Origin of the sequence: Streptomyces albidicamelliae (assembly GCF_025642175.1) — a bacterium.
Classification (GTDB): Bacteria; Actinomycetota; Actinomycetes; order Streptomycetales; family Streptomycetaceae; genus Streptomyces; species Streptomyces albidocamelliae.
In genome coordinates, this window is the sequence record NZ_CP106795.1 from 2,107,320 (window position 1) to 2,119,931 (window position 12,612).

The following is a 12,612-nucleotide window of genomic DNA, read 5'->3' on the forward strand; positions in this document are numbered from 1 at the left end:
GGGCCTAAGCGTCCCAGAGCGCTCCCAGGGCCAACAGGTCGCCTCGGTACTCGATCCGCTCGGCCCAGTCGGCGGGCCAGGCGTCCGCACCCAGCCAGGCGCCCGCGAAGGCACCGGTCAGGCAGGCGATGGAGTCGGAGTCGCCCTTGGAGCAGGCGGCCCGGCGCAGCGCGGTGACGGGCTCGTCCGGGAAGAGCAGGAAGCACAGCAGTCCGGTGGCGAAGGCCTCCTCGGCGATCCAGCCCTCGCCGGTGGCCAGGCACGGGTCGGTCTCCGGGGAGACGGTCCGCACGGCCTCCTGGAGGCGGTCGAGGACGGCCAGGCACTCGTCCCAGCCGCGGGTGATGAAGTGCTCGGGGCCGGGGTCCTGGGAGCGGGTCCACAGGTCGCCGAGCCAGGTGTGGTCGTAACGGGTCCGGTTCTCCAGCGCGTACGAGCGCAGGCGCCCGACCAGGCCGGCCGGGTCCACGCCCCGCGCGAGCAGGTGGACGGCGCGCGCGGTGAGGTCGGAGGCGGCGAGCGCGGTGGGGTGGCCGTGGGTGAGCGCGGACTGCAACTGGGCGGCGCCGGAGCGCTGTTCGTCGCTGAGGCCGGGCGCGAGGCCGATGGGGGCGACCCGCATGTTGGCGCCGCAGCCCTTGGAACCGATCTGGCTGGCGTCCTGCCAGCGCCGGCCCTCGTCGTTCAGCAGGGCGCAGGCGGTCAGGCAGGTGCGGCCGGGGGCGCGGTTGTTCTCCGGTGAGTGGTACCAGTCCACGAACTCCTCGCGCAGCGGCCGCTCCAGCCGCTTCGGCGCCAGGTGACCGCGTTCCATGGCGGTGCGGAGTCCGCGCCCGAGGGCGAGGGTCATCTGGGTGTCGTCGGACACGAAGGCCCGCTTCGGCAGCTCCATCTCCCGCCAGGGCCCGCACTTGGCGAGGATGGAGGGCACGTCGTCGAATTCGGTCGGAAAGCCTAGGGCGTCCCCGAGGGCGAGGCCGATCAGTGCTCCGGTCGCCGGCTGCTTGGACATACGCCGTCCCCCTTTATCGTCACGGTGACAATAAAGGGGGACGGTGAACGGCGCAAGGTGCGGTCTAGAGATCGACTTCCTTCATCAGCATGCCGACCTCGGTGTTCGACAGGCGGCGCAGCCAGCCCGACTTCTGGTCGCCCAGGGTGATCGGGCCGAAGGAGGTGCGGACCAGCTTCTCGACCGGGAAGCCGGCCTCGGCGAGCATGCGCCGCACGATGTGCTTGCGGCCCTCGTGCAGGGTCACCTCGACCAGGTAGTTCTTGCCGGTCTGCTCGACGACGCGGAAGTGGTCCGCGCGCGCGTAGCCGTCCTCCAGCTGGATGCCGTCCTTCAGGCGCTTGCCGAGGTCGCGCGGGATCGGGCCCACGATCGCGGCGAGGTAGGTCTTCTTCACGCCGTACTTGGGGTGCGTCAGCCGGTGCGCCAGCTCGCCGTGGTTGGTGAGCAGGATGACACCCTCGGTCTCGGTGTCCAGCCGGCCGACGTGGAAGAGCCGCGTCTCGCGGTTGGTGACGTAGTCACCAAGGCACTGGCGGCCCTCCGGGTCCTCCATGGTGGAGACGACACCGGCGGGCTTGTTCAGCGAGAAGAACTGGTACGACTGCGTCGCGACCGTCAGGCCGTCGACCTTGACCTCGTCCTTCTCCGGGTCCACCCGGCGGCCCTGCTCCAGCACGATCTCGCCGTTGATCTCGACCCGGGCCTGCTCGATCAGCTCCTCGCAGGCGCGCCGGGAGCCGTAGCCCGCGCGCGCGAGGACCTTCTGCAGCCGCTCGCCCTCCTGCTCGGCGCCGGGGAACGTCTTGGGCAGCTTGACGTCCTTCTTGCCCGCGTACCGATCCCGGTTGCGCTCCTCGACCCGCGTCTCGTACTCGCGCGAGCGGGCCGGCGCCGAACGGTCGCGCCCGGTGCCCTGGCCCTGCCGGGGGCCGCCCTTGGCGCCACCGCGCGCCGAGGCGCCCCGTCCGGACTTCGGGCCGGACTGGGTGGCGCCGGGACCCACGTCGTAGCGCCGCTCCTCCGGACGCGGCTTCTTCGGCCGGCCGCCCTGGTTGTCGTCACGGGAGTTGCCGGCGCCGCGGTAGTTACCGCGGCCACCACCGCTCCCGCCGCGGCCGCCGCTGTTGCCACCACGGCTCCCGCCGTTGTTTCCGCTGCTGTTCCTGCCGCTGCTGCTTCGCATCAAAGTTCCGTCTTGTCGTCTGCGTCCTCGGAATCCGGGGCGTCCGGATCGAACGACGGTACGCCCTCCTGGGTCTCGGCCTCGATCGCCTCCGCCTCCGGGAGGAAGGGCGCGAGCTCCGGAAGTTCGTCCAGGCCCCGCAGGCCCATCCGCTCCAGGAAGTAGTTCGTCGTCCTGTACAGGATCGCACCTGTTTCGGGTTCCGCGCCCGCCTCCTCGACCAGACCGCGCTGCAGGAGGGTGCGCATCACGCCGTCGCAGTTCACTCCGCGCACGGCGGAGACGCGGCTGCGGCTGACCGGCTGGCGGTAGGCGACGACCGCGAGGGTCTCCAGAGCCGCCTGGGTGAGGCGGGCGGTCTGCCCCTCCAGCACCAGCCGTTCGACCGCGGGCGCGTAGGCGGCCCGGGTGTAGAAGCGCCAGCCGCCGGCGACGTACCGCAGTTCGAAGCCGCGGCCCTGCACGGTGTACTCGTCGGCCAGCTCGCGCAGCGCGTCCCCGATCCGCCGCTTGGGCCGCTCCAGGATCCGGGCGAGGTGTTCCTCGGTCGCGGGCTCGTCCACGACCATGAGCATCGCCTCCAGGGCGGGCTTCAGCTCGAGGTCGGCGGCGCCGTGCGGGCCCGCCGGGAGCTCCGCGGTCTCCTCGCTCATGGCTTCCTCTCCTCCTTGGGCTCCTCGGGCGGCCGGTCGAACTCGTCGGTGACCCGGGGCGCCGCGTCCGTGTCCCCGCCGGTCCAGCGCACGACCAGTTCCCCGAGCGCGGTCTCCTGGTCCAGGGCGACCGCCTTCTCGCGGTACAGCTCCAGCAGCGCGAGGAACCGCGCGACGACGGTGAGGGTGTCGTCGGTGTCCTCGACGAGCACCCGGAAGCTGACCTCGCCCCACTCCCTCACCCGGGCCACCACGATGCCCGCCTGCTCCTGGACGCTGACCAGCGGGGCGTGGATGTGGTCGACGTAGACCTGCGGCTTGGGCCTGGGCTGCATCGCCTTGACGGCGAGCTTGGCGAACCCCTCGGGACCGATGCTGATGACGACCTCGGGCAGCAGCTCGGCGTGCTCGGGTTCCAGGCCGACGGTGCGGGGCCGGCGCAGGGCCTCCTCGGCGAGGCGCTCGTTGAAGATGTCCGCGATGCGTTTGTAGGCGCGGTACTGGAGGAGCCGGGCGAACAGCAGGTCACGCGCCTCCAGGAGCGCCAGGTCGGCCTCGTCCTCGACCTCGGCGCGGGGCAGCAGCCGGGCCGCCTTCAGGTCGAGCAGGGTGGCGGCGACGACCAGGAACTCGGTCGTCTGGTCCAGGTCCCAGTCCGGTCCCATGGCCCGGATGTACGCCATGAACTCGTCGGTGACCTTGGACAGGGCGACCTCGGTGACGTCCAGCTTGTGCTTGGAGATCAGCTGGAGCAGCAGGTCGAAGGGCCCCTCGAAGTTGGCGAGCCGCACCGTGAAGACCCCGTCGGGCACCTCGGAACCGACCGCCGCCGCCCCCACTTGCCCGGACTCGGACGCCACCGCCGCTCCGGCGGCCGTCACGGGCCCGGTGGCGCTCGCCCCCTCGGCAGCCCGCACGGGTCCGGTATCCGCCGCGGGCTCGGACGGCGGGGCCGGTTCGGCAGTCTCGGCGGCGCTCAGCGCTTCGGCGACCGCGACCGCCTCGGAGTCCGACACAGGCTCGGCGACCACCACCGCCCCGGCAGCCCGCACGGGCTCGGTGTCCGGCAGGGGCTCGGACGCCACCGCCGGTGCGGCAGACGTCACGGGCCGGCTGACTCCCCCCGCTTCAGCGACCGCGACCGCCTCGGAGACCGACTCAGCCTCGGAATCCACCGCCCCGGCAGCCGCCGCAGGCTCGGCGGCGCTCAGCGCTTCGGCGACCGCGACCGGCTCGGAGTCCGACACAGGCTCGGCGACCACCGCCGCCCCGGCAGCCCGCACGGGCTCGGTGTCCGGCAGGGGCTCGGACGCCACCGCCGGTGCGGCAGACGTCACGGGCCGGCTGACTCCCCCCGCTTCAGCGACCGCGACCGCCTCGGAGACCGACTCAGCCTCGGAATCCACCGCCCCGGCAGCCGCCGCAGGCTCGGCGGCGCTCAGCGCTTCGGCGACCGCGACCGGCTCGGAGTCCGACACAGGGCCGGCAACAACCGCCGCCCCGGCAGCCCGCACGGGCTCGGTGGGCGGCGTGGGCGCTTCGGGCCGCGGAGCCGACGGCGTCCCCGGTCCCCGGCCCAGCGCACGCCGGCGGCCGGCTGCTGGGCCGGGGGCGGGGGTGTCGTTCGAGGTCATGGCCCCCGCAGGCTACCGCTACCGCCCGCGCAGCCGTCGTACGAGGATGCTCGCGTCCCCGCGGGACTCCAGGTCGGCCAGGACCACGGCCACCGCCTCGCGGACGATGCGGCCCCGGTCGACGGCGAGACCGTGCTCGCCGCGGAGCACGAGGCGCGCGTGCTCCAGGTCCATCAGCTCCTCGGCCGACACGTACACCGTGATCTTCTCGTCGTGCCGCTCGCGCCCGCTGGGCCGCCGGTTCGCCGCCCGTCCCCGCTTGCGCGGCTGCGCGGCGGCAGAACCTTCCTGCGGACCCTGCCGTCGCGCCGGACGGGTGCCGGCCTCGGCCGACTCCGTCTCGACCGCCGCGACATGCTCTGCGCCCTCTCCGTCGCCGCCCTGGACGGGCACCGACTGCGGTGCGTCGTCCGTGGCGGCCGTCTCGTCGCTCTCCCCCGCGGGAGCCGGCACCCGGGCCTCACCATTGGCCCCGCGCCGGGGACTGGACGGCTGAAGCGCCATTCCCCCTGTCGTGCGGAAGAGTTCGTCGGCCCCCGGCAGACTCACTCGGCGTGACACCGGGCGAGCACCTCCCTGGCGAGCTGGCGATAGGCGGCGGCACCGACGGAGTTGGAGGCGTACGTGGTGATCGGCTCACCGGCGACCGTGGTCTCCGGGAAGCGGACCGTGCGCCCGATGACCGTGTGGTAGACGTGGTCGTCGAACGCCTCGACGACCCGCGCGAGCACCTCACGGCTGTGCACGGTGCGCGAGTCGTACATCGTGGCGAGGATGCCGTCCAGTTCGAGCTCGGGGTTGAGCCGCTCCTGGACCTTCTCGATGGTCTCGGTCAGCAGGGCCACACCGCGCAGCGCGAAGAACTCGCACTCCAGCGGCACGATCACCTTGTGCGCGGCCGTCAGCGCGTTGACCGTGAGCAGGCCGAGCGAGGGCTGACAGTCGATCACGATGTAGTCGTAGTCGGGCAGCAGCGGCTTCAGCGCCCGCTGGAGCGTCGACTCGCGGGCGACCTCGGAGACCAGCTGGACCTCCGCGGCCGACAGGTCGATGTTGGACGGCAGCAGGTCCATGTTGGGGACCGCCGTCTTCAGCAGGACCTCGTCCGCCGACATGCCCCGCTCCATGAGCAGGTTGTAGACGGTGAGGTCGAGCTCCATCGGATTGACGCCGAGACCCACCGACAGCGCGCCCTGCGGGTCGAAGTCCACGAGCAGCACGCGCCGGCCGTACTCCGCGAGCGCGGCACCCAGGTTGATGGTCGACGTCGTCTTGCCGACGCCGCCCTTCTGGTTGCACATCGCGATGATCTTCGCGGGGCCGTGGTCGGTCAGCGGGCCCGGGATCGGGAAGTACGGCAGCGGGCGTCCGGTCGGACCGATGCGCTCACGGCGCTGGCGGGCCGCGTCGGGCGCCAGCGTGGCCGCGTACTCGGGATCGGGCTCGTACTCGGCGTCGGGGTCGTAGAAGTGCCCCTCGGGCAGTTCGTCGTAGTCGGCGAAGTGGTTGTGGGGCGCGCCACTTCCGTCGCCGGCCATGGCGTTCACGTGATGGCCATCCATGCTCTGGTGTGCTGTCCGGGCGGTCTGCGGCCCCGGACTCTGGTGGGCTGCGAAGGTGCGCACAGCTACGGAGCCGACAGCCTCGACACCCGCGGGGCCCTGGCCCCGTGCGGGCATTCCTGGTTGACCACCCCCGGGAGAAAATGTCGACTCATTCACAAGTCGTCTTACCTCCTTGGTGACCAGGAAACTTCTAGACAAGGTCAGCGTGGCACCATGCCGACGGTTGGCGACTCTATGGCGTGTCGGCGGTCCGCAGCAACACAATCCGCCGGACCCGGCAGGATGTGTCGGCAATGAAACATCTCGCTGTCAAGGGCGTACGGCCGTCGCACAGCAGGTTTCACCGGTGTGCGAATCGGTCGAAGGGTTACGTTCGAGGCGAGTTGACCGAGAGTCGCAAAGTGACCATACACACATCCGGCCGGACCTTGTCGGGCAAGGTCCGGCCGGGCGTGCGATGTTGACGAGACGTGTTGACGAATCGCCTTTTGACCGGGGACGACTTAACGACTCACCAGGTCGCGTAGGTCAGCCGAGCAGGGTCTCGAGCTCGACGTGCTCCAGGCCGTGGGCCTCGGCGACCTCCTTGTAAACGACCTTGCCGTCATGGGTGTTGAGACCCTTGGCGAGCGCGGCGTCGCGGCGCAGCGCCTCGACCCAGCCGTTGTTGGCCAGCGACACGATGTACGGCAGCGTGGCGTTGGTGAGGGCGTTGGTGGAGGTGTTCGGCACACCGCCGGGCATGTTGGCGACGCAGTAGAAGACCGAGTTGTGGACCTCGAAGGTCGGCTCGGCGTGCGTGGTGGGACGCGAGTCCTCGAAGCAGCCGCCCTGGTCGATCGCGATGTCGACAAGGACACTTCCGGGCTTCATCCGGGACACCAGCTCGTTGGTGACCAGCTTCGGGGCCTTGGCGCCCGGGATGAGGACCGCGCCGATGACGAGGTCGGCGTCGAGGACGGCCTTCTCCAGCTCGAAGGCGTTGGACATGATCGCCTTGACCTTCGTACCGAAGATCTTGTCGGCCTCGCGCAGCTTGTTGATGTCGCGGTCCAGCAGGGTCACGTCGAAGCCCATACCGACGGCGACCTGGGTGGCGTTCCAGCCGGAGACGCCACCGCCGATGACGACGGCCTTCGCCGGGGTCACGCCCGGGACGCCGCCCGGCAGCACGCCACGGCCGCCGGCCGCGCGCATGAGGTGGTAGGCGCCGACCTGCGGGGCCAGGCGGCCCGCGACCTCGGACATCGGGGCGAGCAGCGGCAGGGCACGGTTCGGCAGCTCGACGGTCTCGTAGGCGATGGCCGTGGTACCCGACTCGACGAGCGCGTCCGTGCACTCCTTGGAGGCGGCCAGGTGCAGGTAGGTGAAGAGGATCTGGTCCTTGCGGAGGCGGTGGTACTCCTCCGCGATGGGCTCCTTGACCTTCAGCAGCAGGTCGGCGGCGGTCCAGACCTCGTCCGCCGTCTCGAGGATCTCGGCACCGGCGGCCACGTACTCGGTGTCCGTGATCGAGGAACCGAGGCCGGCGCCCCGCTCGACGACGACCTGGTGCCCGTTGCGCACCAGCTCGTGCACACCGGCGGGGGTGATGGCCACCCGGAACTCGTTGTTCTTGACCTCGCGGGGGATGCCGACCTTCACGTGGATCACGGTCCTTGGCTCAGAGGGTATGGGGGTGCATTACAGACGTACCCAGACATGCGGGGGCATACCGGGAGACACCGCTGGAGTGTGCGGCAGAGCCAGTCTAATGAAGGTGTTCCGGCTGTCTAGCCTTTCATTGCATCAATCTTCGCTCACGGCACTGCGGATTTCGCAGGCGCTAACGTCGTGTTCCGGGCTTGCGTCGTCCTTCGACGGCTCCTCGTCCAGCATGCGCTCGGCCGCGGCACGGTGCAGGTGGGCCGACGCGGGGTCGCCCAGGTGCTCCAGCGTGTCGGCCAGTCTGAGCTGCAGCGCGGCCTGCAGCCGGACGTCCTCGGCGCGCCGCGCCCACTCCACCGCCTCCTGGCAGGTGCGCAGTGACTCCTCGGGCCGCCCGGCGTACTCCTGCACCCGGGCCAGTTCGCTCAACGCCCGGGCCTGGGCGGCGACATCGCCGCTCTTGCGGTAGCCGGCCACGGCCGCCCGCCAGTTCCTGAGCGCCTCGCCGTAGCGGCCCGCGTAGGTGTGGGCGGTGGCGATCCGGCCGTAGAGCCGGGCGGCCTGCTCGCGCTCGCCCCGCGCCAGCCGCTCGGACAGGGCGCGGCCGTACCAGTCGGCGGCCCGGTCGTGATCCCCGAGCTCCTGGTACGCGCCGCCTACGGATTCCATCGCGCGGCCGGTCGCGTACGGATCGTTCGCCTCCCGTCCGGCGTCCAGGGCCGACCGGTAGCGGGCGAGGGCGTCCCGGGTACGACCGGTCTGGGCGTCGAGATCGCCCAGGTTCAGCAGGGCCGCGGCCTTCTCCCGGGACAGTCCGCGCCGCTCGGCGACGTCGAGGACGAGGCCGTGCACGCCGTACAGGTCCGCCGCGGCCGCCCGGGTGCCGACATGTGCCACGACGGCCCTGACCAGCTGGGACAGCAGCCGCCTCGCCAGCGTGTCCAGCTCCCCGTCGGCGACCGCGAGCCGGGCGGAGGCCAGCAGGGCGGGCCGGCGGACGCGCAGCCAGTCGGCGGCGGCCCGCGGACTGGGGAAGCGCACCTCGCGGGGCATGGCGTTCAGCTTCTCGCGGGCCTGCGGGCTGTCCGTCTCGGTGATCGTCCGGCAGGCCTGCAGGAGCCGGACGGTCCGCTCCAGCATCCGGGCCCGGGCCAGCTGGAGCTCCGCGGGCCTCTCGTGGGTCTCGGCGAGGGCCTTCAGCAGGGGTTGCAGACAGCCGGGGACCTCGTACTGGGGCAGGGGGGAGCCGGTCGTGCGCAGCAGGCCGAGGGCGACGAGGTCGTCGAGGACCGCCCGCGCGCCCTCCACCGAGCAGCCGGCCAGGGCCGAGGCGGTGTGCGGGTCGGCCAGGCCGGCCGGGGCGAGGGAGAGCATGCGCAGCATCCGGGCGGCGGGGCCGGGCAGCTGGGCATGGACGAGCCGCAGGACGCGGGCGAGCGGGGTGCCGTCCTCGGTGTCGGCGTGCAGACGTTTGGCCAGGTCGGAGACGGCGGCCTGGGGACGGGCGGCGAGCCAGCCGCCCGCCAGGACCAGCGCCGCCGGGTGGCCCTGGCAGGCCTCGGCGAGGCTCTCGGCGGAGCGCGGGTCGACGGTGATGCGGACCGAGCCGGTGAACCGGGTCAGCAGCTCCACCGCGGACTTGGTGTCCAGGCCGCCGAGGGTGCACGGGCGGACGTCGGCGATACCGGTGAGCGGTCCGCCGGAGACGGCCACCACCAGGCAGTCGGGGGCCTCCGGGAGCAGCGCGTCGACCTGTTCGGCGCCGGGGGCGTCGTCCAGCAGGAGCAGCGTCCGCCGGCCGGCGAGAGCGGCGCGCAGCGCCTCGGTCAGGTCGTCCTCGGCGGCTCCGGCGGGGGTCGGCAGGCCGAGGGCGCCGAGCAGTTCGCGGGCGGCGCGCTCGACCGGGACGGGGTGCCGTCGGGCTCGCCGAGCCGTACCCGCAGCACCCCGTCGGGGTAACGCCCCGCGACCTGGCGGACGAGCTCCTCGGCCAGCGCGGTCCGTCCGGAACCGGGCCGGCCGGCGACCAGCAGCACCCGCGCGCGCGGGGCCTTGCGGCCGGAGAGGGTGTCCAGGCCCGCACGCTCGATGTCGGCGCGCAGCTCCTTCAACTCCCTTGTGCGGCCCAGGAATCCGTCCCCTGCGGCCGTGTGCGCGGACAGCCGCGCCTCGTCTGTGTCCACCGCCTGATCCGTCACGGGCCACACTCCCGTCCCACCGCACGCGCAAGCCCGCCGGATCTTCCGGTACGGGCGTTTCCAGAGCCTAGTTCACGCTCTGCGACGATCCGTGGGGAGCGCGGCGGACGGGTCGCCCGATCGGATCAGGCGATGGTCACACCAATGGGCGGACGCGGTGGGTTCAGGAGGTGAAGGGGCGTGCCGGCCAGGGCGCGTCGGCGGGCCGCAGGGCGTCCAGGCCGTCCCCTCCGCGGGCGGCGACCAGCGACAGGACGCCCACGACGAGGCAGTTGTTGTGCAGGTCACCGGCGAGGACCAGGCGCACCAGCTCGTCGACCGGCAGGCGCGCGTGCTCCATGTCGGTCTCCTCGTGCTCCGCCTCGAAGCGCTCCCCCTCGACCTCGGACAGGTCGCGGGCGAGGAAGATCCGCACCGCCTCGTCGCAGCCGCCGGGCGTGGTGTAGACGTCGGTCAGGACCCGCCAGTCCTCCGCCTTGACGTGCGCCTCCTCGTACAGCTCGCGCTGGGCGGCGTGCAGCGGGTTCTCGCCGGGTACGTCGAGCAGGCCGGCCGGGATCTCCCACAGCTTGTGCCGCACGGGGTGCCGGTACTGGTTGATCAGCAGGACCCGGTCCTCCTCGTCCAGGGCGAGGACGGCGACCGAGCCCGGATGGACCTGGTAGTCGCGGCGGACCACCGAGCCGTCGGGCATGACCACGTCGTCCGTGCGGACGGAGGTCTTGTTGCCCACGAAGGGGGTGTCCGTCGCCCGGATCTCCCACGCCTCGGCGGTGTCCTTGATCGTCATGCCCTGTCCTTCCACACGTGCAAGTGAGAAACCGGCCGATACGAAAGCCGGGGTGCCCACCTTTGAAGGTTCGCACCCCGGCCACCGTACAACTGGTGTGTTACTTCGAAGTCTTCCGCTCGACGGCCGCCTTCACGAGGCCGGCGAACAGCGGGTGCGGACGCGTCGGCCGCGAGCGCAGCTCGGGGTGCGCCTGCGTGGCGACCAGGTAGGGGTGCACGTCACGCGGGTACTCCACGTACTCGACGAGCTTGCCGTCCGGGGAGGTGCCGGAGAACAGGATGCCCGCCTTCTTCTCCAGCTCCGCGCGGTAGGCGTTGTTCACCTCGTAGCGGTGGCGGTGCCGCTCCTCGACGTACTCCCTGTCGTCGTAGACCTCGCGGACGATGGAGCCCTCGGCCAGCTTGGCCGGGTACATGCCGAGCCGCATGGTGCCGCCCATGTCGCCCTCGCCGGCGACGATGTCCATCTGCTCCGCCATGGTGGAGATGACCGGGTGGGCGGTGGCCGGGTCGAACTCGGTGGAGTTGGCGTCCTGGATGTCGGCCAGGTTGCGGGCGGCCTCGACCACGATGCACTGCAGGCCCAGGCAGAGGCCGAGCAGCGGGATCTTGTTCTCGCGGGCGTAGCGGATGGCGCCGACCTTGCCGGTCACACCGCGCTCGCCGAAGCCGCCCGGGATGCAGATGCCGTCCACGTCGCCGAGCTGCGCCTTGGCGCCGGCCGGGGTCTTGCAGTCGTCCGAGGTGACCCACTTGATCTTGACGCGGGCCTTGTTGGCGAAACCGCCGGCGCGCAGGGCCTCGGTGACCGACAGGTAGGCGTCGGGCAGGTCGATGTACTTGCCGACCAGGGCGAGGGTGATCTCGTGGTCGGGGTTGTGGACACGGTCGAGCAGGTCGTCCCACGTCGTCCAGTCGACGTCCCGGAAGGGCAGGTCGAGCTTGCGCACCACGTACGCGTCCAGGCCCTCGCCGTGCACGGTCTTCGGGATGTCGTAGATCGACCGGGCGTCGGGGCAGGCCACGACGGCGGCCTCGTCCACGTCGCACATCAGGGAGATCTTGCGCTTGATCGCGGTGGGGACCTCGCGGTCGCAGCGCAGCACGATGGCGTCCGGCTGGATACCGATGTTGCGCAGGGCGGCGACGGAGTGCTGGGTCGGCTTGGTCTTCAGCTCGCCGGACGGGCCGATGTACGGCAGCAGCGAGATGTGCACCACGAAGACGTTGTCCCGGCCGACCTCGTGGCGGACCTGGCGGACCGTCTCCAGGAACGGCAGCGACTCGATGTCGCCGACGGTACCGCCGACCTCGGTGATGACGACGTCCACCTCGTCGGTGGCCATGCGGCGGATGCGGTGCTTGATCTCGTTGGTGATGTGCGGGATGACCTGCACGGTGTCGCCCAGGTACTCGCCGCGCCGCTCCTTGGCGATCACGGTGGAGTACACCTGGCCGGTGGTGACGTTGGCGGTGCCGTCCAGGTCCCGGTCGAGGAAGCGCTCGTAGTGGCCGATGTCCAGGTCGGTCTCGGCGCCGTCGTTGGTGACGAACACCTCACCGTGCTGGAAGGGGTTCATCGTGCCCGGGTCGACGTTCAGGTACGGGTCGAGCTTCTGCATCACGACGCGCAGGCCGCGGGCCTTGAGCAGCATGCCCAGGCTGGAGGCGGTGAGGCCCTTGCCGAGAGAGGAGGCGACACCCCCGGTGACGAAGATGTGCTTGGTCGTCGTAGATTTCGGCGGCATGGCCAAGAGGGGGCTCCCGTGGTCGCTGGCTGTCGTGCGGTACGGCTTCCGGCCCGGAAGACACTGTGCTTCCGGCCGTCGGTGCCGTCGCTGCGGTTCGGGGGTTTCAGGCCCACCGGTCCACGGGCTACCAGGGTATCAGCGCCCGAGCGCGATGGCTTCCGGCCACGCTCCGCG

The 12,612-nt window shown here is 71.6% G+C and carries 9 protein-coding genes and 1 pseudogene; all 10 read right to left on the reverse strand.

Annotated features, from left to right (window positions below; genetic code table 11):
* Positions 1-4: 4 nt before the first annotated feature.
* Positions 5-1,012: an ADP-ribosylglycohydrolase family protein gene (locus N8I86_RS09825; protein ID WP_073899959.1), complete on the reverse strand. Its 1,008-nt coding sequence runs from the start codon at positions 1,010-1,012 to the stop codon at positions 5-7.
* A gap of 64 nt (positions 1,013-1,076) precedes the next feature.
* Positions 1,077-2,198 (reverse strand): pseudouridine synthase, encoded by a 1,122-nt coding sequence (locus N8I86_RS09830; RefSeq protein ID WP_073899961.1) that lies wholly within the window; start codon positions 2,196-2,198, stop codon positions 1,077-1,079.
* Positions 2,198-2,851 carry an SMC-Scp complex subunit ScpB gene (gene scpB / locus N8I86_RS09835; protein ID WP_073899963.1) on the reverse strand — a complete coding sequence of 218 codons (654 nt, stop codon included), beginning with the start codon at positions 2,849-2,851 and terminating at the stop codon, positions 2,198-2,200. Before scpB ends, N8I86_RS09830 begins: the two co-directional genes overlap by 1 nt.
* Positions 2,848-3,885 (reverse strand): segregation and condensation protein A, encoded by a 1,038-nt coding sequence (locus N8I86_RS09840; RefSeq protein WP_263280088.1) that lies wholly within the window; start codon positions 3,883-3,885, stop codon positions 2,848-2,850. Before N8I86_RS09840 ends, scpB begins: the two co-directional genes overlap by 4 nt.
* Before the next feature lie 618 nt (positions 3,886-4,503).
* Complete coding sequence (locus N8I86_RS09845; RefSeq protein WP_123438366.1) at positions 4,504-5,046, reverse strand: hypothetical protein; 543 nt, start codon at positions 5,044-5,046, stop codon at positions 4,504-4,506.
* Complete coding sequence (locus tag N8I86_RS09850) at positions 5,031-6,164, reverse strand: ParA family protein (RefSeq protein ID WP_073899967.1); 1,134 nt, start codon at positions 6,162-6,164, stop codon at positions 5,031-5,033. Before N8I86_RS09850 ends, N8I86_RS09845 begins: the two co-directional genes overlap by 16 nt.
* Before the next feature lie 414 nt (positions 6,165-6,578).
* The gene (gene ald, locus N8I86_RS09855) at positions 6,579-7,703 is read right to left on the reverse strand and encodes an alanine dehydrogenase (RefSeq protein ID WP_123438365.1); all 1,125 of its coding nucleotides are present in this window, start codon (positions 7,701-7,703) and stop codon (positions 6,579-6,581) included.
* A 135-nt stretch (positions 7,704-7,838) separates the two neighbouring features.
* Positions 7,839-9,895, reverse strand: a pseudogene (locus N8I86_RS09860) (tetratricopeptide repeat protein).
* Positions 9,896-10,058: 163 nt separating this feature from the next.
* The gene (locus N8I86_RS09865; RefSeq protein WP_073899972.1) at positions 10,059-10,685 is read right to left on the reverse strand and encodes an NUDIX domain-containing protein; all 627 of its coding nucleotides are present in this window, start codon (positions 10,683-10,685) and stop codon (positions 10,059-10,061) included.
* A 100-nt stretch (positions 10,686-10,785) separates the two neighbouring features.
* Positions 10,786-12,435 (reverse strand): CTP synthase, encoded by a 1,650-nt coding sequence (locus N8I86_RS09870; protein WP_073899974.1) that lies wholly within the window; start codon positions 12,433-12,435, stop codon positions 10,786-10,788.
* Positions 12,436-12,612 lie beyond the last annotated feature (177 nt).